This is a genomic window from Enterobacter sp. SORGH_AS_0287, assembly GCF_031453695.1.
GTDB lineage: Bacteria > Pseudomonadota > Gammaproteobacteria > Enterobacterales > Enterobacteriaceae > Enterobacter > Enterobacter ludwigii.
Map to the genome: position 1 here is coordinate 3392579 of NZ_JAVIZW010000001.1, position 21234 is coordinate 3413812.

At 56.2% G+C, this 21234-nt stretch carries 17 protein-coding genes; 9 read left to right on the forward strand and 8 right to left on the reverse strand.

The annotated features are described in order from the left end of the window. Positions 1 to 39: 39 nt before the first annotated feature. The 5 genes from QE396_RS16085 to araD are packed head-to-tail and all read left to right on the forward strand — an operon-like array spanning position 40 to position 5115. Positions 40 to 1359: an MFS transporter gene (locus tag QE396_RS16085; protein WP_014168105.1), complete on the forward strand. Its 1320-nt coding sequence runs from the start codon at positions 40 to 42 to the stop codon at positions 1357 to 1359. 48 nt (positions 1360 to 1407) lie between these two features. Continuing rightward, entirely contained in the window at positions 1408 to 2913 is a 1506-nt protein-coding gene (locus tag QE396_RS16090; RefSeq protein WP_020882657.1) for an FGGY-family carbohydrate kinase, read from the forward strand. Further along, complete coding sequence (ulaD, locus tag QE396_RS16095) at positions 2910 to 3563, forward strand: 3-keto-L-gulonate-6-phosphate decarboxylase UlaD (RefSeq protein ID WP_020882658.1); 654 nt, start codon at positions 2910 to 2912, stop codon at positions 3561 to 3563. Before QE396_RS16090 ends, ulaD begins: the two co-directional genes overlap by 4 nt. Positions 3564 to 3565: 2 nt before the next feature. Further along, on the forward strand, positions 3566 to 4426 hold the full coding sequence (locus QE396_RS16100) for an L-ribulose-5-phosphate 3-epimerase (RefSeq protein ID WP_014168102.1): 861 nt from the start codon (positions 3566 to 3568) through the stop codon (positions 4424 to 4426). Beyond that, positions 4420 to 5115, forward strand: coding sequence for an L-ribulose-5-phosphate 4-epimerase (gene araD / locus QE396_RS16105; protein WP_014168101.1), 696 nt, complete (start codon positions 4420 to 4422; stop codon positions 5113 to 5115). The genes QE396_RS16100 and araD overlap by 7 nt, the downstream gene beginning before the upstream one ends. Here araD and QE396_RS16110 read toward each other — a convergent pair whose 3' ends face one another. Next, a complete protein-coding gene (locus tag QE396_RS16110; protein WP_020882659.1) occupies positions 5116 to 5934 on the reverse strand; it encodes a helix-turn-helix domain-containing protein in 819 nt (272 codons plus the stop codon). A 224-nt stretch (positions 5935 to 6158) separates the two neighbouring features. Between QE396_RS16110 and QE396_RS16115 the strand changes: the two genes are divergently transcribed. Both QE396_RS16115 and QE396_RS16120 read left to right on the forward strand, forming a co-directional pair. Next, positions 6159 to 7559: an MFS transporter gene (locus QE396_RS16115; RefSeq protein ID WP_020882660.1), complete on the forward strand. Its 1401-nt coding sequence runs from the start codon at positions 6159 to 6161 to the stop codon at positions 7557 to 7559. Positions 7560 to 7569: 10 nt separating this feature from the next. Further along, complete coding sequence (locus tag QE396_RS16120) at positions 7570 to 9525, forward strand: glycoside hydrolase family 127 protein (protein ID WP_020882661.1); 1956 nt, start codon at positions 7570 to 7572, stop codon at positions 9523 to 9525. Positions 9526 to 9620: 95 nt separating this feature from the next. Here QE396_RS16120 and QE396_RS16125 read toward each other — a convergent pair whose 3' ends face one another. Beyond that, positions 9621 to 10361: a MipA/OmpV family protein gene (locus tag QE396_RS16125; protein WP_014168097.1), complete on the reverse strand. Its 741-nt coding sequence runs from the start codon at positions 10359 to 10361 to the stop codon at positions 9621 to 9623. Positions 10362 to 10478: 117 nt separating this feature from the next. Between QE396_RS16125 and QE396_RS16130 the strand changes: the two genes are divergently transcribed. After that, entirely contained in the window at positions 10479 to 11444 is a 966-nt protein-coding gene (locus QE396_RS16130; RefSeq protein ID WP_059305611.1) for a LysR family transcriptional regulator, read from the forward strand. Here QE396_RS16130 and QE396_RS16135 read toward each other — a convergent pair. The 6 genes from QE396_RS16135 to QE396_RS16160 form a co-directional block, all read right to left on the reverse strand. Next, positions 11441 to 12979, reverse strand: a complete 1539-nt coding sequence (locus tag QE396_RS16135; protein WP_020882663.1) for an aldehyde dehydrogenase family protein — start codon at positions 12977 to 12979, stop codon at positions 11441 to 11443. The two genes, QE396_RS16130 and QE396_RS16135, sit on opposite strands and share 4 nt — an antisense overlap. Positions 12980 to 13065: 86 nt before the next feature. Then, positions 13066 to 14913, reverse strand: a complete 1848-nt coding sequence (gene selB / locus QE396_RS16140) for a selenocysteine-specific translation elongation factor (protein ID WP_020882664.1) — start codon at positions 14911 to 14913, stop codon at positions 13066 to 13068. Continuing rightward, positions 14910 to 16295 carry an L-seryl-tRNA(Sec) selenium transferase gene (selA, locus tag QE396_RS16145; protein WP_020882665.1) on the reverse strand — a complete coding sequence of 462 codons (1386 nt, stop codon included), beginning with the start codon at positions 16293 to 16295 and terminating at the stop codon, positions 14910 to 14912. The genes selB and selA overlap by 4 nt, the downstream gene beginning before the upstream one ends. Before the next feature lie 103 nt (positions 16296 to 16398). Next, on the reverse strand, positions 16399 to 17007 hold the full coding sequence (locus QE396_RS16150; protein ID WP_014168092.1) for a glutathione S-transferase: 609 nt from the start codon (positions 17005 to 17007) through the stop codon (positions 16399 to 16401). Between the two features lie 89 nt (positions 17008 to 17096). Beyond that, positions 17097 to 18233 carry an HlyD family secretion protein gene (locus QE396_RS16155; RefSeq protein WP_014168091.1) on the reverse strand — a complete coding sequence of 379 codons (1137 nt, stop codon included), beginning with the start codon at positions 18231 to 18233 and terminating at the stop codon, positions 17097 to 17099. A gap of 2 nt (positions 18234 to 18235) precedes the next feature. Continuing rightward, positions 18236 to 18592 carry a DUF3302 domain-containing protein gene (locus QE396_RS16160; RefSeq protein ID WP_014168090.1) on the reverse strand — a complete coding sequence of 119 codons (357 nt, stop codon included), beginning with the start codon at positions 18590 to 18592 and terminating at the stop codon, positions 18236 to 18238. 655 nt (positions 18593 to 19247) lie between these two features. On the opposite strand from QE396_RS16160, the gene QE396_RS16165 reads away from it, so the two are divergent. Beyond that, positions 19248 to 21155 (forward strand): PTS mannitol transporter subunit IICBA, encoded by a 1908-nt coding sequence (locus tag QE396_RS16165; RefSeq protein ID WP_014168089.1) that lies wholly within the window; start codon positions 19248 to 19250, stop codon positions 21153 to 21155. Positions 21156 to 21234: the final 79 nt, after the last annotated feature.

The following is a 21234-nucleotide window of genomic DNA, read 5'->3' on the forward strand; positions in this document are numbered from 1 at the left end:
AAAAATCTTATTCCGGTTACATTCACTGAGATATTAAATATGAATATTTCTACTCATGCTCTACAAGCGGATATTCCGCGCCAGCGCTGGTTAAGAATCATTCCGCCTATTCTTATCGCCTGTATTATTTCATATATGGACCGCGTGAATATTGCATTTGCGATGCCAGGCGGTATGGATGAAGAGTTAGGTATCTCTGCCACCATGGCAGGCCTGGCGGGTGGGATCTTCTTTATCGGTTATCTGTTCCTGCAGGTGCCCGGCGGCAAGATCGCCGTGCATGGCAGCGGTAAGAAGTTTATTGGCTGGTCACTGGTTGCCTGGGCGGTGATTTCGGTCCTGACCGGCGTTGTGACCAATCAGTATCAACTGCTGGCACTGCGCTTCTTACTCGGTGTGGCAGAAGGCGGGATGCTGCCTGTGGTGCTCACGATGATCAGTAACTGGTTCCCGGACGCCGAACGCGGCCGCGCCAATGCGATTGTCATCATGTTTGTTCCCATTGCGGGGATCATCACCGCGCCCCTGTCGGGCTGGATTATCACCGCACTCGACTGGCGCTGGCTGTTCATCATTGAAGGGCTGATGTCCATTGTGGTGCTGGTGCTCTGGGTGTTCACCGTCTACGACCGCCCGCAGGAGGCTCGCTGGATCTCCGAGGCCGAGAAAAATTATCTGATACAAACGCTGGCCGCAGAACAGCAGGCTATTGCCGGAAAAGCGGTGAAAAATGCCTCGCTGAGTGCTGTTCTGTCCGACAAAACCATGTGGCAGCTGATTGCCCTGAACTTCTTCTACCAGACCGGGATTTACGGTTACACCCTCTGGCTACCGACCATTCTCAAAGAGCTGACGCATACCAGCATCGGCCAGGTGGGAATGCTCGCCATCCTGCCTTATGTCGGCGCCATTGCGGGCATGTTCCTGTTCTCCTCACTGTCTGACCGTACCGGCAAGCGCAAGCTGTTCGTCTCCCTGCCGCTGATTGGCTTCGCGCTCTGCATGTTCCTCTCCGTGGCGTTGAAAGAGAACATCTGGCTGGCCTATGCCGCGCTGGTGGGCTGTGGCTTCTTCCTGCAGTCCGCTGCGGGTGTGTTCTGGACGATTCCGGCGCGCCTGTTCAGCGCAGAGATGGCCGGTGGCGCTCGCGGCGTGATTAACGCCCTGGGTAACCTCGGTGGGTTCTGCGGCCCTTACGCGGTGGGCGTGCTGATCACCCTCTACAGCAAAGATGCCGGGGTGTACTGCCTCGCGGTTTCGCTGGCGCTGGCTTCGCTGCTCGCCCTGATGCTACCGGCGAAATGCGATGCCGGAGCGGAACCCAACCCCGGCGTGAATCCGCATAAGCACGCAGCCTGATCCCCCCGCCCTCTCCTGAAGAGAGGGCGTAAGACAAGAGAGTCAACGATGAGTGAAAAAGAGCCCTTCTGGCTGGGTATCGATTGTGGCGGAACGTATCTAAAAGCCGGTCTGTACACCAGCCAGGGCCAGGAAGTCTGTATTGAGCGCCGCTCGGTTGCCACACTCAGCCCACACGCAGGCCACGCTGAGCGGGATATGCACCAACTCTGGCAGCAGTGCCACGCCACCGTCGCCCTGCTGCTTAAAAATGCCGACATTGGCGGCGCACAAATCAAAGGCGTCGGGATATCGGCTCAGGGTAAAGGACTGTTTTTACTGGACAAGTATGACCAGCCGCTCGGCAACGCCATGCTCTCCTCTGACCGCCGGGCGCTGGAGATTGTACAGCGCTGGCAGCAGGACGGTATTCCTGAAAAGCTTTATCCGCATACGCGCCAGACGCTATGGACGGGGCATCCCGCCTCCCTCCTGCGCTGGGTGAAAGAGAATGAACCGCACCGTTATCAGCAGATTGGCTGTGTGATGATGGCGCACGACTACCTGCGCTGGTGCCTCACCGGCGTTAAAGGGTGTGAAGAGAGCAACATCTCTGAATCCAATCTCTACAACATGAACACCGGGCAGTACGATCCGCAGCTCACACGCTGGCTCGGCATCGATGAAATTGACGGCGCACTGCCGCCGATCGTCGGTTCAGCAGAAATTTGCGGGGAAATCACCGCTCAGGCCGCCGCCCTGACCGGTCTCGCAGCGGGTACACCCGTTGTGGGGGGGCTGTTTGATGTGGTTTCCACCGCGATCTGCGCCGGGTTACATGACGACAGCACGCTCAACGCCGTGATGGGCACCTGGGCTGTCACCAGCGGGATCGCCAACGGTATAGGCCATAACGAGCCGTATCCCTATGTGTATGGGCGCTACGTTCATCCGCAGCACTACATCGTTCACGAAGCCAGCCCCACCTCGTCCGGTAACCTCGAATGGCTGACCACACAGTGGGGCAACATGTCATTCGATGCGATCAACCAGGCCGTGGCCAGCCTGCCGAAAGCCGGAAGCGATCTGCTCTTCCTGCCGTTCCTCTATGGCAGCAACGCCGGGCTGGAGATGACCTGCGGGTTTTACGGCATGCAGGCCCTGCACACCCGCGCGCATCTGTTGCAGGCGGTCTATGAAGGTGTGGTCTTCAGCCACATGACCCATCTTAACCGCATGCTAGCGCGCTTCACGCACGTGCAGGCATTGCGCGTAACCGGCGGCCCTGCCCATTCGGATGTGTGGATGCAAATGCTCGCGGACGTCAGCGGTCTGGCAATAGAACTGCCGCAGGTCGAAGAGACCGGCTGTTCCGGCGCGGCGCTGGCCGCGCTGGTGGGTACCGGCGTTTATCCCGATTTCCGCACCGCGCAGCAGGCTGTCAGACATCACATTCGCGTCATCACACCCGACAAGCATGCCCATGCGGCCTACCAGCGCAAGTATCAGCGCTACCAGCTACTGATTTCAGCACTACAGGGCTATCACGCCCATGTTAAGGAGCACGACCTATGAGCCGACCATTACTGCAGCTGGCGCTCGACCATACCTCACTTCAGGCCGCACAGCGCGACGTCGAGCGGCTTGCGGATCACGTCGATATTATCGAAGCAGGCACCATTTTGTGTCTCACCGAAGGGCTTAATGCCGTGCGCGCACTGCGCCAGCAGTGTCCGAAAAAAACGATCGTGGCTGACTGGAAAGTGGCCGATGCCGGAGAAACGCTGGCTGAACAGGCGTTTGGCGCAGGCGCGAACTGGATGACCATCATCTGCGCCGCGCCGCTGGCAACCGTCGAGAAGGGTCACGAGGTGGCTCTGCGCTGCGGCGGGGAAATTCAGATGGAGCTGTTTGGTCACTGGACGCTGGATGATGCGCGAGAATGGCACCGTATCGGGGTCACACAGGCCATTTATCACCGTGGGCGCGACGCACAGGCCAGCGGCCAGCAGTGGGGCGAGGCGGATCTCGCCAGCATGAAAGCCCTCTCGGATATCGGCCTGCAGCTCTCGATCACCGGCGGCATTACCCCCGCCGACCTGCCGCTGTTTAAGCAAATCAATGTGAAAGCGTTTATTGCCGGACGGGCACTGACTGGCGCGGCTAACCCACCGCAGGTGGCCCATGCATTCCATTCACACATCCGCGACATCTGGGGGGAGTAACCATGCGTCAGCATCCGTTAGGTATCTACGAAAAAGCGCTGCCGAAAGCGCTCACCTGGCCAGAGCGCCTGGTGCTGGCAAAAAGCTGCGGATTTGATTTTGTCGAGATGTCGATCGATGAAACCGATGAGCGTCTGTCCCGCCTTGAGTGGAACACCGCGCAGCGCGCCTCTCTGGTTGAGGCGATGCTGGAAACCGGGGTCGCGATCCCGTCGATGTGTCTGTCTGCCCACCGCCGTTTCCCGTTTGGTAGCCGGGACGAGACCGTCCGCGAGCGCGCACGCGCCATCATGACCAAAGCCATCCGTCTGGCGCGCGATCTCGGTATTCGCACCATCCAGCTTGCCGGGTATGACGTCTATTACGAAGAACATGACGAAGGTACCCGGCAACGCTTTGCCGAAGGGCTGGCATGGGCCGTGGAGCAGGCCGCCGCCGCGCAGGTCATGCTGGCAGTGGAGATCATGGATACCGCGTTTATGAACTCCATCAGCAAATGGAAAAAGTGGGACGAAATGCTCGCTTCGCCATGGTTCAGCGTTTATCCGGACGTCGGCAACCTGAGCGCGTGGGGTAACGATGTGGCCGCCGAGCTGACGCTGGGCATCGATCGCATCGCCGCCATCCACCTGAAAGATACCCAGCCCGTGACTGAACAAAGCCCCGGACAGTTTCGTGACGTACCGTTCGGTGAGGGGTGCGTCGATTTCGTGGGCATATTTAACACGCTGAATCAGCTCAATTATCGCGGCGCATTTCTGATTGAAATGTGGACCGAAAAAGCCAAAGAGCCGGTACTGGAAATCATCCAGGCACGCCGCTGGATTGAAGCCCGGATGCAGGAAGGAGGGATGACATGTTAGAACAACTCAAAGCCGAGGTCCTGGCGGCAAACCTGGCGCTACCCGCCCACCAGCTGGTGACTTTCACCTGGGGCAACGTCAGTGCGGTGGATCGTGAACGCGGCCTGATGGTGATTAAACCCTCCGGCGTGGAATATGACGTGATGTCCGCAGAGGATATGGTGGTGGTGGACATTGCCACGGGCCAGGTGGTCGAGGGGGTTAAAAAACCCTCTTCCGACACGCCAACCCACCTGGCGCTGTATCGCCGTTACCCTGAAATTGGCGGCATTGTGCATACCCATTCCCGCCACGCCACTGTCTGGGCGCAGGCAGGGCAGGATTTACCGGCATGGGGTACCACGCACGCTGACTATTTTTATGGTGCGATCCCCTGCACGCGGTTGATGACCCCGGCTGAAATTGCGGGTGAATACGAATACCAGACCGGTGAAGTGATCATCAAAACCTTTGAGGAGCGCGACGTAAACCCGATGCAGATCCCGGCGGTGCTGGTCCATTCTCACGGCCCGTTCACCTGGGGGAAAAATGCGGCCGATGCGGTACATAACGCTGTGGTGCTGGAAGAGTGCGCCTTTATGGGGCTGTTTTCACGCCAGCTTGCGCCACAGCTACCGACGATGCAGCAGGAACTGCTCGATAAACATTATCTGCGCAAGCATGGAGCAAATGCCTACTACGGGCAGTGATCACCCGGAATTAATATGCTCCTTACAGTACCGCCGTTTCCAGACGGCGGGCGTTAAGCCGGTATGCTTTGAAAATATCTGCCGGAAATACCCGACATCATTAAAACCGCAGCGGGTTGCCACTTCGGTCAGGGACGCGGAGTCGTTCAGCAACAGCTTTTCTGCCGCCCTGACGCGCTGGCGATGGATCGCCTCCGTCAGGGTTAAGTGAAAGGTCCGGCGAAATACGCGTCCCAGATAATCGGCATTGCAGTGCAAGGCTTTTGCCAGTTGCGATGTGGAAAGCGGCAGATGAAACTGCGTGCGAATAAGCTGTTTTGCCTTCCATGCCATGGCCGCGCCGGCTTCATCGGCTCTGTCTTCATAACCTGAGGAGATCGACACTTGCTGTAAAATCAGCAGCAAAATCATTTCCAGCGCCACGCTTCGCTGTAATTTTTCCTGCTCACTCAGGAATTGCCGGAATAGCGCAATCACATATTGAGCATCGCGCACGCAGCAATGTTGTTCAATGGCCACCGGAAAAGCATGTGGCAAAGGCGACGATTGCCCTTCGACCTCAAAATGCAGCCAGTAGAACCGCAGGTCCGCCGGGAAATCTTCTGTCCCCACGTGTCGACGCGCCGGCCAGAGCAGTAAGCTCTCTCCCGCTTTCACCTCAAAGAGCGTGTTTTCTTCCTGGATCGTTAATGTCCCTTTTTCAACGAAGATAATCTCCCACGAAGTTAATTTGCGCGCCGGATGCCGGCCCACGCCCCGGGAAATAAAGAGCCCACCATTTTGCACTTTAATCGGAAGCGCTATGGATAATTCAAGCATGGATATTCACCATTCCGCTCTGATTGCCATTAATATTCATCTTATGCTTTGATTATTAATGAATATCTTCCTGCCTTCCCGATCGAAATCACAAATTTATCATCAGGTCGGAATCGTCACCTTTTTATACTTTTCCCTTCCCTTGTTGGCCTGAGCGTTCGGTGCAGAATGAATGGGGTACCTTGCATAAATACGATAAAAATCGATTACCGAGGAGTTACCTCATGACTTCCACACCGATTACAGAATCACAGGTCGTACAAGGGGCAATGGATGACCGCCTGTCAGTCCGCGAAAAAATTGGCTACGGCCTGGGTGACGCGGGTGGCACGGTCATTACCTGCCTGATCATGAATTTTCTTACCTTCTTCTACACCGACGTTTTTGGTCTGACGCCTGCGCTCGTTGGCACGCTGTTTATTGCCCTGCGCGTGTTTGACGCCATTTCCGATCCGGTGATGGGGGTGATTGCCGACCGAACACAAAGCCGTTGGGGGCGTTTTCGCCCGTGGCAGCTGTGGGTGGCGCTTCCTGTCGGGGTTATCGGTGTACTGACCTTCACCGTGCCTGACGCCAGCATGGGGGTGAAAATCGCCTGGGCGTTTGGTACCTATCTGCTGTTGTCAGTGGGCTATACCGCCATCAACGTGCCCTACTGCGCGCTGATCAACACCATGACCACCCGCCACAGCGAGGTCATCTCCTGCCAGTCATGGCGCTTTGTGCTGTGCGGTGTGGCGGGCTTTTTGGTCTCTGTTGGCCTGCCGTGGCTGGTCGCAGCGCTGGGCGAGGGCAACGCCGCGCGGGGCTATCAGCTCGGCGTTGGGGTGTTGTGCGCCATCGCCGTGGTGATGTTCCTCTGCTGCTTCTTCTGGGTGCGTGAGCGCGTCCCGCTGGCGCTGATGGGCAAATTCACCTTACGCGAGCACCTGGCCGGCCTGCGCAACAACGATCAGCTCCTGCTGATGCTGGTGATGTCATTCCTGCTGATCAACGTCTTCAACATTCGTGGCGGCGGCTACATGTACTTCATCACCTACGTGCTCCAGGGCAGTACCGCTTATACCTCGCTGTTCTTCACGATGGTGACCTTTGCGGCCATTCTCGGCGCGGTGATCGTGAATCCCCTTTCTCGCCGGATTGATACCGTCAAACTCTATTACTACACCAACCTCGTGCTGGCCGCGCTCGCGGCGGGAATGTGGTTTCTGCCAGGCGGTCCGGCTCATCAGATGCTCTGGCTGATCGTTATTCTGAGTAACGGTGTCATTCTCGGTTTTACCCTGCCCCTGCACTTCTCGCTGATGGCATTTGCAGATGACTATGGTGAGTGGAAAAACGGGGTACGTTCATCTGGCATGAACTTCGCTTTCAATCTGTTTTTCATCAAGCTCGCCTGGGCGTCCAGCGCCGGGATCATCAGCCTGGTGTTTATCGCCGTCGCCTACCAGCCGGGCGCGGGCAACCAGACGCCAGCCTCGTTACAGGGAATTACTGCGATGGAGACGCTGCTCCCCGCCCTTTTCCACCTGCTGCTGGCGGTCTCAATCCGCTGGTGCAGACTCAACAATCCCATGATGTCGCGCATTGCCACCGATCTGCGCCAGCGTCACGTATCGTCCTGAGGAGAATGACATGTCCATAATGGAAGCCGACCTGCACACACTGAACATCAACGACCCGTTTCTCGGCCAGTATCAGCGGCTGGTGCGTGATGTGGTGATCCCCTACCAGTGGGATGCGCTAAACGATCGCGTTACCGAAGCCGAACCGAGTCACGCCATCACCAACTTCCGCATTGCGGCAGGGCTGGAACAGGGGGAGTTCTATGGGATGGTGTTTCAGGACAGCGACGTGGCGAAATGGCTGGAAGCCGTCGCGTGGTCGTTGTGCCAGAAGCCCGACCCGGAACGTGAAAAAACCGCCGATGAGGTGATTGAGCTGATTGCGGCGGCGCAGTGTGACGATGGCTATCTCAACACCTACTTCACGGTGAAAGCACCCGGTGAGCGCTGGACGAACCTTGCCGAATGCCACGAACTGTACTGCGCCGGACATATGATTGAAGCCGGCGTGGCCTATTTTCAGGGGACCGGAAAACGCCGTCTGCTGGAGGTGGTATGCAAACTGGCGGACCATATCGACCGGGTCTTTGGCCCCGGCGAGGAGCAGCTTCACGGTTATCCGGGCCATCCGGAAATTGAGCTGGCGCTGATGCGGCTTTACGACGTCACTCAGGAACCGCGTTACCTGGCCCTTGTGAAATATTTTATCGACACGCGCGGCACGCAGCCTCATTTCTACGATATCGAATATGAGAAACGGGGCCGGACATCGCACTGGAACACGTACGGCCCGGCGTGGATGGTCAAGGACAAAGCCTATAGCCAGGCGCATCAACCGCTTGCCGAACAACACACCGCCATCGGCCACGCGGTTCGTTTTGTCTATCTGATGGCGGGCATGGCGCATCTTGCTCGCCTGAGTCATGACGAGGGTAAACGCCAGGACTGCCTGCGGCTGTGGAATAACATGGCCCAGCGACAGCTCTATATTACCGGCGGGATCGGCTCGCAAAGCAGTGGCGAAGCCTTCAGCAGCGATTACGATTTGCCTAACGATACGGTATATGCCGAAAGCTGCGCCTCCATTGGCCTGATGATGTTTGCCCGCCGGATGCTGGAGATGGAAGCGGACAGCCAGTACGCCGACGTGATGGAGCGTGCCTTATACAACACGGTACTGGGCGGCATGGCGCTGGACGGTAAACATTTCTTCTATGTGAACCCGCTGGAGGTACACCCTAAAACGCTGGCATTTAATCATGTTTACGACCACGTTAAGCCGGTTCGCCAGCGCTGGTTCGGCTGCGCCTGTTGCCCGCCCAATATTGCCCGCGTGCTCACTTCGCTGGGCCACTATCTCTATACCGTTCGCCAGGACGCGCTCTTTATCAACCTCTATGTGGGGAACGACGTCGCCATACCGGTAGATAAGGGCACCTTACAGCTACGGATTAGCGGTAATTATCCATGGCAGGAAGAGGTCAACATCGAGATCACCTCACCTGTCCCGGTGACCCACACGCTGGCGCTACGTTTACCGGACTGGTGCGCAAGCCCGGCCGTGTCACTGAACGGCGAAAGGGTCACGGGTGATGTCTCCCGGGGGTATCTGTACCTCACCCGCCGCTGGCAGGAGGGAGATACCCTTACGCTGACCTTACCCATGCCGGTCCGCCGCGTGTACGGTAACCCGCTGGTACGCCAGCAGGCCGGCAAAGTCGCGCTGCAGCGTGGCCCGCTGGTCTACTGCCTGGAAGAGGCCGACAATGGCGCGAACCTGCATAACCTCTCCCTGCCTGAGCAGAGCGAATTTCGGGTCTTTGAAGGAAAAGGGATCTTTGCGCACAAGATACTGATTCAGGCGGAGGGCATCGCGCGTCACGCTGATGAGGAAGGCACGCAGGCACTGTGGCAGTACGATCGCGCCCCGGTGCAGCGCCAGCCCCGGACGTTGACCTTTATTCCGTGGTTCAGTTGGGCAAACCGGGGAGAAGGGGAAATGCGGATTTGGGTGGATGAGGCCTGAAGACATCTGTCCTGTCAGCCTCACCCCAACCCTCTCCCACAGGCGCGGGAGATAAAAACCGAGGCCGGGTAAGGCAATCGCCACCCGGCTTTAGATCAGAAACGCCAGGACATGCCGGTCATCAGCGCGAAACTGTCTTCGCGGTCGATCATCGGACTGTTCTTCACGTCGTCAGGTAACACGGTATAGACCGCGCTGGCGTTGATGAACAGATTCTGGGTTAACTGATATTTAGCCGCGAGACCCACATACGGCGTCCAGCTATCACCTGCGGTGTATTCATTGAGGCCTGAGCGGCGAGACTCATTGCCGGATACACCGTAGTAGTAATCGTTATAGCTTTCGTCGCTGTAGAAAATACCTACCGATGGCGTCAGCGTCAGACGTTCCATCCGAACCGGACGGAAGTATGAGATTTCACCGATCACGCCGCCGCTCTCATCCATCGCATCACCCGAGACCGCCACTTTCAGCGAGCCCCAGTGTTCATGGCGGTAGTACGCCCCGCCGAGAAACGCTGATGCTTTACGCTCATCGAGGTGTTTCATCTGAGCGTCGTCGTTATCTTCAGGATCAAATCGCAGTGGCATCCACGATGCGGTCATGCTGAATTCATTTTTTTCGTCTTTCCACAGGATCCACCCGCCGGTGGTCTGGCGAATATAAAACCGGTCGCCTTCATAGCTAATTAACGGTACCGCTGTGGTATTTTCGTTATATCCTTTATAAGGCGACTCATTAAATACAGCCCCCGCCCCAAGTGAAAAGTCACCAGCCATTGCAGATGATGTTGCAAATAACGTGGCTGCGATGAGTAAATTGTATTTAATAGTCATTACATGTAATCCATTTAGACGCCAAACAAGCGAGGCGAATAATAATGGTTACAAATTTGCCAATGCAACGCTGCAGTTTATATAATATTATATATAAAAACATATAGATGGGTGCGCATGATGAATAAGTTCCAGCTAAAGCCACGCGAGTTAAAAATTATTTCCGTCATCGCAGCCACCCACAGTATTGGCGATGCCGCAGCCCTGCTGGGCATGGCACAGGCTAACGTCAGTAAATACCTTTCTGATTTTGAAACGCGTGTCGGTCTAAAAGTATTTGAGCGCACGACCCGTCAGCTTGCGCTAACCCAGTTTGGCGAAGCGTTACTCCCCTACATTGACGCCACGCTGGATAAAAATAGCCAGCTCATTAATTTCATTGCTGATTATAAGCATGAGAAGCGTGGAAAAGTGACCATTTACGCCCCAACGGGTATCGTGATGTATCTGGCGCGACATGTGATCCATCAGATTGAGGACATCGGTGATATCCGCATCTCGTTAAAAACATACAACCTGGATCGTAATGAATATTCCGAAGGGGTCTCGTTCCCCGATGATTGCGATATTCTCATTACCTATGCTCAGCCGAAAGATGAAAGTCTGGTCGCCAGTGTGTTAACGAAATATTCCGTCACGGCATTTGCCACAGAAGAATATTTGAAAAACCACCCCTTAACCGGACCTGAAGATTTAATGAATCACTCCTGTATTTTAATAGACTCGATGCTGGTGGATGAGGCGAACATCTGGCGTTTTCGCGTCCACGGTAGTGAGACCGTATATGATTACAGAGTGACCGGAAATTATATTTGCGACAATACGCAGACGGCGCTGGAACTGGCACGAAATAATCTCGGTATTGTTTTTGCGCCGAAAGAAAGCCTGAAAAAAGAGCTTAAGAGTGGTTCTCTGGTTCCCTGCTTCCCCCATCAGGAAGAGTGGTGGCTCGACCTGACGGCGATATTCCGCAAACGTGAATACCAGCCCTGGCGCGTGCAGTACATTCTGGACGGCGTACTGAACTGCCTGCGTCAGCAAATTGCTCAGGCTGCCCAGGGGCAGCCTGAGCTGGAGGGTTAGAACAGCCCCAGTGGTTTATCGGAATAACTCACCAGCAGGCATTTCGTCTGCTGGTAATGCTCCAGCATCATCTTGTGGGTTTCACGCCCAATGCCCGACTGCTTATAGCCCCCAAAAGCCGCGTGCGCCGGATAAGCATGGTAGCAGTTGGTCCACACGCGCCCGGCCTGAATGCCCCGCCCCATTTTATAAGCCAGATTACCGTTGCGGCTCCAGACGCCAGCCCCGAGGCCATACGGCGTATCGTTAGCAATCTCCAGCGCCTCTTCCATCGTTTTGAAGGTGGTGACGGCCAGCACCGGTCCGAAAATTTCCTCCTGGAAGACGCGCATGTTGTTTTTGCCGAACAGGATCGTCGGCTCCAGGTAATACCCGTCCTGCAGATCGCCGCCCAGCATTTTACGCCGACCGCCGGTCAGGACATCCGCCCCTTCTTTCTTGCCGATATCAATGTAGTTGAGGATAGTGTCCATCTGCCCGTGCGAGACCTGCGCGCCCATCTGGGTCACGTTATCAAGCGGGTTACCGCTGCGGATAGACTCGACGCGGCGAATGGCTCGCTCCATAAAGCGCTCATAGATAGACTCCTGCACCAGCGCGCGGCTTGGGCAGGTACAGACTTCACCCTGGTTAAAAGCAAACAGCGCAAAGCCTTCCAGGGCTTTATCGAAGAAGGCATCCTCTTCCTCCATGACGTCGGCGAAGAAAATGTTCGGCGATTTACCGCCCAGCTCCAGGGTCACTGGAATGATGTTCTGGGTCGCGTACTGCATGATCTGCTGACCCACTTCCGTCGACCCGGTAAACGCGACTTTGGCGATCCGTTTTGAGGTCGCCAGATATTCCCCTATCTCACCCCCCGCCCCGTTCACCACGTTAATCACGCCTGGCGGGAGAAGGTCGCCAATGACTTCCATCAGCAGCAGGACTGACAGCGGGGTCAGGCGGGCCGGTTTGAGCACAATGCAGTTACCCGCCGCCAGCGCGGGCGCCATTTTCCAGCTCGCCATCAGCAACGGGAAGTTCCACGGAATGATCTGCCCCACCACGCCCAGCGGTTCGTGGAAGTGGTAGGCCACGGTGTCGCTGTCTACCTCGCTAATTCCGCCCTCCTGAGCGCGAATACAGGAGGCAAAATAGCGGAAGTGGTCAATGGCCAGCGGCACGTCTGCCGCCATCGTTTCACGGATTGGCTTGCCGTTATCCCAGGTTTCCGCCGTTGCCAGCAGCTCCAGATTCTGTTCCATCCGGTCAGCGATTTTGAACAATATCGCCGCTCTGTCCTGAACAGAGGTATGCCCCCATTTGTCTTTGGCTTTGTGCGCGGCGTCCAGCGCCAGATCGATATCCCCCTTGCCGGAGCTGGCTATCTCACACAGCGGCTGGCCGGTAACGGGCGTCAGATTGGAATAGTATTCGCCGCCGACGGGTGCAACCCAGTCGCCGCCAATAAAGTTTTCATAACGGGGCTTCAGCTTGAGGGGAAAACCATACTCGCCAGGCTGGATACGCGATGAGGGAGGATTGTTTGTCATGACCGTCTCCTTGCTGTTGGTGTACAACAAGGGTAGTTCCGGCTGGCGATTTTCTCGCCAGCCGGTAACGGTGTTTACGACGGGGGTCACGGAGTTTCAGGAAATAATAACGAATCCCGCAATAAATGATCGTTGCCACGACGACGGGTAAAGCCGATGCGGTTGAAATATTCCAGGATCTGAATCGCCAGCTTGCGCCCGACGTTCAGCCGATCGCGGAAATCTGCTGCGCAGGTCGTGCCTCGCGCCTGATCCAGCTCGCGGATCAGGTTAGCAAACGCCACAATGCGATCGTTACGGTAATAACGATCTTTCACGATCGCGACGATTAATCCCTGCTGCGCCGCATGGCGCAATACCTGGCGCATCACCTGTTCGTCAGTATTCGTTTCACGTGCGAGATCGCGAACCCACCACGGCTCGTCGCCAAACAGCGGGGCTACTTTCTGCCATATCGCCTCTTGCCCGGCGTTGAACCCGGCTTTGTGATCCGGCAGATGCAGCCAGCCGTGGTGGCTTTTTATCAGCCCACTTTCGCGCATGTTTTCAATCAACAGCAGCACCAGCGCATCGTTTTCCATCGGCAGCGCCATGCGTCGCAGGCGTTCACGTCCCGGGCCGGGTTCATCCTGATGCTGTTCATGGTAAGTGGCGAGCGTGGTCAGTACCTTGCGCTGCCAGCATGCTGCGACCGGGGCATTCAGTAAATTGTTACCCGCCTGAATAAAACCGGGCTCCTGGGTCAGCAGGCGTAATCCTTCCGCGCTGAGCTGACGAGCCCATGCGAAATCGCTCAGATTGACGGCACCGCGCTCAAGATGAACAAGCAACGCGGCTTTATCATCCGCGGCCTGCGCCAGCGCTCCCAGCCATTGCAGATACTCCGGCTTGCGCTTGCCGCGACGCGGCGGGTTGAGCGCTACTACCCGCGCCCCGGCCAGCGTCTCCCGGGCCGAAATGTCACGCAGTACCAGACGGTCATTATCCGCGAGCCACAGTGGCGAATCGAAAACCAGTTCGGCAAGGTCGTTTTCCAGCAGTGACACGCGCCCGGTGATATGGCTGGCCGCGTGGTGGATATGCAGCGGCTGCCATTGGGTCAGCGGCACATGCGTCTGCAGGGCGACGATCGCCCGCTCAGAAGGCTCTGGCGGTACACCGGCCAGCAGCCAGTCGCCACGGTTAAGCTTCTCTTTTTCCGCATCGCCCGCAATATTGAGCGCGATGCGCTGCCCGGCATGGGCATGCTCTACGGGCTGGTTCTGCGCATGCAAACCGCGCACACGCATCGGGGCGTTGGCACCCGTGAGCCATAAGGTATCGCCCACGTTCACTTCACCGCTCAGCGCGGTACCGGTGACCACCAGCCCCGCGCCTTTAACGGTAAAGGCCCGGTCGATCGCCAGACGGAAACGATGATGGCTGGCATGCTCGCGTGAAGTAAGCTGCTGCAAATGGTGGCAAAGTTCGTCAATACCGCGCCCTTCTGTCGCCACGGTGACGAATAATGGCGCATCGGCAAATCCATACTCCCGCAAGGTCGCCTGCACGGTTTCGCGTACCCCGTTGAGTCGCGCCTCATCGACGCGGTCAGCTTTGGTCAGCGCAACGGTCAGCTGCGGGTTGCCCGTCAGCTGTAAAATTGCCAGATGTTCACGCGTTTGCGCCATCACGCCGTCATCACAGGCCACCACCAGCAGAGCATGATCGATGCCACCGACGCCCGCCAGCATGTTAGAAAGAAACTTCTCGTGTCCCGGTACATCAATAAAACCCAGCACCCGGCCATCAGGCTGAGGCCAGTAGGCATAGCCCAGATCGATGGTCATGCCGCGTTTTTTCTCTTCCGGCAGACGATCGGCATTCACCCCGGTCAGGGCCTGTAATAAGGTGGTTTTTCCGTGGTCGACGTGACCGGCGGTGGCAATAATCATTTCAACAGCATCTCCAGAAATCGCGCTTCATCTTCAAGACAGCGTAGATCCAGCCACATTCGGCCATCGTAAATGCGCCCGATAACCGGTGCTGGCAAGGCACGCCAGCGCGCCGACAAAGCGTCAAGCTGGCTGCCGCGCCCGTCACGGGGTGTAAACGTGAGCGCTGCGCTGGGCAGCCTGTCCACCGGCAGTGAACCGCTGCCGATCTGCGACTGACAAGCTTCAAGGCGCACGTCAAAATCGGGGTAGTGCGGCGCAACGTGTGGCAAGAGCAGCTCACCCTGGGCGCGAATTGAGGCGGCATCTCGGGCCAGCAGGCGCAGCGTGGGCAGACGTTCAGCCAGTTTTTCCGGGTGGAGATAAAGGCGCAGCGTCGCTTCCAGCGCGGCAAGCGTCATTTTATCGGCTCGCAGTGCACGCTTGAGCGGGTGCTGCTGCAGCTTCGCAATAAGCGCACGTTTACCCACGATAATCCCCGCCTGCGGGCCGCCAAGCAGTTTGTCGCCGGAGAAACTCACAAGACTGACGCCCGCCGCAATCATCTCCTGCGGCATGGGCTCTTTTGGCAGACCGTACTGGCTCAGATCGACCAGCGAACCGCTACCGAGGTCGGCCACCACTGGCACACCCAGCTCACGGCCCAGCTCCGCCAGCTCCGCCTCTTCAACGGTTTTGGTGAATCCGGCTATCTGGTAATTACTGGTGTGGACCTTCATCAGCAGCCCGGTATTTTCATTCACTGCCGCGCGATAATCTTTTGCATGCGTGCGGTTGGTGGTGCCCACTTCATGCAGGGTACAGCCCGCCTGGCGCATAACATCCGGAATGCGAAACGCACCGCCAATCTCGACCAGCTCGCCACGGGAAACCACCACCTCTTTACCGCTGGCGGTCGCTGCCAGCATTAACAGTACCGCCGCCGCGTTGTTATTCACGATGCAGGCATCTTCTGCGCCGGTCAGCTCGCAGAGCAGGTCCGCCAGCGCCCGATCGCGATGTCCGCGCCCTGCGCCGTCCAGATCGTACTCAAGCGTCACGGGGGAACGCATGGCCTGCACGACCGCAGCGACGGCCTCTTCTGCCTGTTGAGCGCGACCAAGGTTGGTGTGCAGCACGGTTCCCGTCAGGTTGATGACCGGGCGTAACGCGCTTTGTGCTTTCTCCTCGAGCCTCAGTTCCACTTCCAGCCCCCACGCCGCACACCAGTCCGGCAATGCATTTTCTGTCTGAATATGGCTGCGGGCTTCGTCCTGAAGCAGACGTAATATTTCAACCGTCGCGGTATGGCCGAACCGCGCAACGGCAGCATGCACGCGCGGCTCGCGAAGAAGACGGTCGGTTGCAGGGATCTGGCTGTACAGGGAGTGATGAGTTGTCATGAAAGCGCCTGGCGAGTAAATATCATCCCCCCTCCCGACGGGAGAGGGAGTCAACATAAGAAGGGATTGTACCGCCTCCTGCTGCGAAGTGTTATAACCCGCATCAAGCCTTTGGCGGTTCGGTACGGGCAAAGCTCTCGCGCTGAAAGAGCGTTTCTGCAAGCTTCACCAGCAATGGACGGTCGACGCACCAGCCGGGGGAAACGTGCCGGAAATTGAGATAACCGATGGCGCAGGCAATGGCTATCGTTGCCAGGTTCAGGCTATCGGGTTGAATTTTTCCCTCCCGGATAAGCTGTTCGCACCAGTCCAGGCTGCGGCTGATTTTTTCACGCTGGCGTAACAGTTCCGTTTCAGACTGCTGGGCGGCGGGTCTTGCCTGCTCGCGTACGGACGTTAACGCCGCATCCATAATACCGTCGGCCAGCGCTTCAATTTGCTTCATTGCCAGCGCCGCGTTTGGATCGGCCGGTAACATCGCCGGGGCCACGCCGAGCAGCTCGATGTACTCCGCAATAATGGGGGAATCAAACCAGTACTGGCCTTCGTCTGTTACCAGCGCCGGCACTTTTCCCAGCGGGTTGTACTGCGCCACACCGTTTTCAGCGTGATAAGGCTGTTCATTGACGAACTCGAATTCAATCCCTTTCTCCAGCAGGAGAATCGAGATTTTTCGCACGAAGGGACTGGTGTAGCTGCCGATAAGTTTCATTGCCTGATCCTTGATGCCGAAAAAAGTCAGTATGGATCAAGCGATGAAAAAAGGGCAGGTATGCGTGTCGCATTCCTGCCCTGAAGAGGTTAGTGATCGAGATAGAGGTAGTGCATCCAGCTGGTCATACGCAGCAGCACCTTACGCATTACCGAGACGTGAGCAAAGTGATCCGAATAGACCGCCACCTGAGCATAAATGCCGTCGGGCAGCGCATCGACATCAGCATTCGGCTCCAGCTCGATAGTGCCTAATACGCCATCGGTGCCAGGGATCACGGTCAGCGACTGCAACGCACCCTGCGCCTGGTATGACCCCCCCGGCACCACCGGCAGAATACTGGTGAGCTTACCGGAGAAGACCTGGCCCGGCAGCGCGTTGAAGACCACTTCCGCTTCGTCGCCCGGCTTCAGACGCAACAGCGAGTTCTGACGGAACTGGGCCACAATCTGGCGTTTCTGTTCAGGAATAAAGACCATGACCGGGCGCAGCGGCAGCGCGGCAGCATAGGTCCCCGGACGAATCAGCACCTGCGTGATATAGCCATTGCTCGGCGCACGCACCACGGTCTGATCCAGGTTGTATTTCGCTTCAGCAAGCTGAGCACGCAGGGAAGCAACCTGGGATTGCTCACCGTTGACCATACTGTCTAACTGACTTTGTATTTGCGTCTGTTCAGCCACCGAGCCTTTTACCAGCGCATCCTGCGCCAGATAGTTTTGCCGTGCGTTGTCGATATCGCTTTCAGAGAACGGGTTAACCTTTGCGCGGCTGCCTTTCAGGTAGCGCTGGTAATCTTTATACAGGCGGTCACGTTCAGCGGACACGCGCGTGGTATTGGCGACCGCTTCCGCAAGCTGCGCTTTGAGATTGTCGATATTGTGCGTGGCGGTGACCAGGTCGGCCTGCAGTCTGTCGACGCGCGCCTGATAGCGGCCCGGATCAAGTTTAAATAACACTTCGCCTTTTTTAATTAGCTGGTTATTTTTATCGGTAACTTCACTCACTACCCCAGTAACCTGCGGCGTAATCGGAATGGAAATAACCGCTTTTTGCGCCGTAAAGGTATAGGGATGGTTATAGTTCATCAACAGGATAAGTCCGGCGACAATAAACACCCCACCTAATGTTGCGGTCGCGAGGGTCCACTGGTTTACCGGAATACGGAATATTTTAAAAATGGCCCAGGCAAAGGCCACATAGGTCAAAATAATCAGCAGATCCATGATTAGTGCTCCAGCGTATTCTTGTCAGCCGTGGGAGGTACCGCTGCCAGTTTTTGTTCTAATTCGGCCACACGTTTAGTCAGAGCATCCATACCCGGGACCTCATCAGGTTTTGAGATGTGGTTCTGCATCCCCCAGCCGCGATCTTCGCGGTACAACGTGGCCCAAATCCACAGAAACGGCCAAATCGCATGGAGCGTAAACAGGCTAATCCATCCCGCCGTATGAATGGCATCCGCATGGGGATGATTCCGTTTTTTGGCCATATTATAAGGAATATCATGGATGGCGATGATTCCGTAAAAAAGAACCAGAAATACAAAAATCAATACGCCCAGCGCAAAATAGTTGAGAAACATATTCTCCTCACTTAAACAACGTCAACTCATTAAATTAATAAAACGGTACGCAACCTAATTAATTTTTTATAAATACGAGGTGTACTTATATTTCAGAGCCGGGGAGTATCGTTTTTTATAATATCTCCATGCAAGTTTATAAGCGTGTCAAAATATATCCTGAATAATAATAGACTTAACCTTACAATATGAGCGTAACGTACCTTATTGCTTTTCGCCATACCACACATGAAAAGTCATTTTTTAGCTTTATGTGTGACTTCATGACATCCTGGCGTTGAATCGCCAGGCAGAATTTGTCGCCGATCACATCCGGAGAATTCTGCATAAAAATTTTTTGTGAAATTAGTCACAATCCAGAAACAAACTCACGACAACCAAATGTGATTTACATCACATAAGTGGGTGGTTTTTGCTTTATTTATCGCCATCGTATTTTTTTTATCCACCATTTTTGTGACGAAGATCACTTCATTCATGTCTGCACCCCCTACATTTACGTGATTCATATCACACAAATTTCCGTCGTCTGGACAGTTGAACGATTCAGTGCCAGATTTCACAGCATCAGAACAGGGCCCGGCTACCTCTGCCGCCTCATTAACAATAAACCTCGGGCCGCAAGCCTAAGCGTAAACAGAAGAAGGGGTGTTTTATGTCATCCGATTTCAAGATCAAAGTTCAAAGCTTTGGTCGTTTCCTCAGCAATATGGTGATGCCAAATATCGGCGCGTTTATCGCGTGGGGTATCATCACTGCGTTGTTCATTCCGACAGGGTGGTTGCCTAACGAAACGCTGGCGAAACTTGTTGGCCCAATGATTACCTACCTGCTGCCGCTGCTTATCGGATTTACCGGTGGTCGTCTGGTGGGTGGAGACCGTGGTGGCGTTGTGGGTGCCATCACGACGATGGGGGTTATCGTCGGTGCGGATATGCCGATGTTCCTCGGTGCAATGATTGCGGGCCCTCTGGGCGGCTGGGCAATTAAGAAATTCGACGTCTGGGTTGATGGCAAGATCAAATCCGGCTTCGAAATGCTGGTGAACAACTTCTCTGCGGGCATCATCGGTATGATCCTCGCGATTCTGGCGTTCCTCGGCATTGGCCCTGCGGTTGAAGTGCTGTCCAAAGTTCTGGCGGCAGGCGTTAACTTCATGGTTGCGCACGACATGCTGCCGCTGGCGTCTATCTTTGTTGAACCGGCGAAAATCCTGTTCCTCAACAACGCCATTAACCACGGTATCTTCTCGCCGCTGGGTATTCAGCAGTCTCATGACCTCGGCAAGTCCATCTTCTTCCTGATTGAAGCCAACCCGGGCCCGGGCATGGGTGTTCTGCTGGCGTACATGTTCTTTGGTCGCGGCAGTGCGAAACAGTCTGCGGGCGGTGCAGCTATCATCCACTTCCTGGGCGGTATCCACGAAATTTACTTCCCTTACGTGCTGATGAACCCACGTCTGATTCTGGCCGTTATCCTCGGCGGTATGACGGGCGTGTTCACCCTGAGCGTGCTGGGCGGTGGTCTGGTTTCTCCGGCCTCTCCAGGCTCCATCCTGGCGGTCCTGGCGATGACCCCGAAAGGTGCCTATTTCGCTAACATCGCAGCCATCTGTGCGGCAATGGCCGTCTCCTTCGTGGTCTCTTCTATCCTGCTGAAAACCAGCAAAGTGAAAGAAGACGACGATATCGAAGCGGCAACCCGGCGTATGCATGACATGAAAGCCGAATCAAAAGGCGCAACGCCGCTGGCGGCGGGCGATGTCTCTAACGACCTGAGCCACGTACGTAAAATCATCGTGGCCTGTGACGCGGGTATGGGTTCCAGCGCCATGGGTGCCGGCGTGCTGCGTAAGAAAGTGCAGGATGCGGGTCTGACCAACATCTCCGTCACCAACAGCGCCATCAACAGCCTGCCTGCAGATGTTGACCTGGTGATTACGCACCGCGATCTGACCGAACGTGCGATGCGTCAGGTTCCTCAGGCACAGCACATTTCGCTGACCAACTTCCTGGACAGCGGCCTGTACACCAACCTGACCGAACGTCTGGTGGCCGCGCAGCGTCATGAAGATAATGAAGTCAAAGTCCGCGACAGCCTGAAAGACAGCTTTGACGCGAACGACAGCCACCTGTTCCGCCTGGGCGCAGAAAACATCTTCCTGGGCCGCACGGCGTCCCACAAGGAAGAGGCGATTCGCTTTGCCGGTGAACAGCTGGTGAAAGGCGGCTACGTGCAGCCTGAATACGTTGACGCGATGCTGGAGCGTGAAAAGCTGACCCCAACCTATCTGGGTGAATCCATTGCGGTTCCACACGGTACGGTTGAAGCGAAAGACCGCGTACTGAAAACCGGCGTGGTGTTCTGCCAGTATCCGGATGGTGTACGCTTCGGTGAAGAAGAAGACGACATCGCCCGCCTGGTGATTGGTATCGCCGCTCGCAACAACGAGCACATCCAGGTGATTACCAGCCTGACCAACGCGCTGGATGACGACTCTGTCATTGAACGTCTGGCCAACACCACCAGCGTGGAAGAAGTGCTGGCGCTGTTGAACAAGTAACGGAACCTCTTCCCTCTCCCCCTGTGGGGAGAGGGTTAGGGTGAGGGCAAAGCCTCACCCCAGCCCTCTCGGGTAAAAA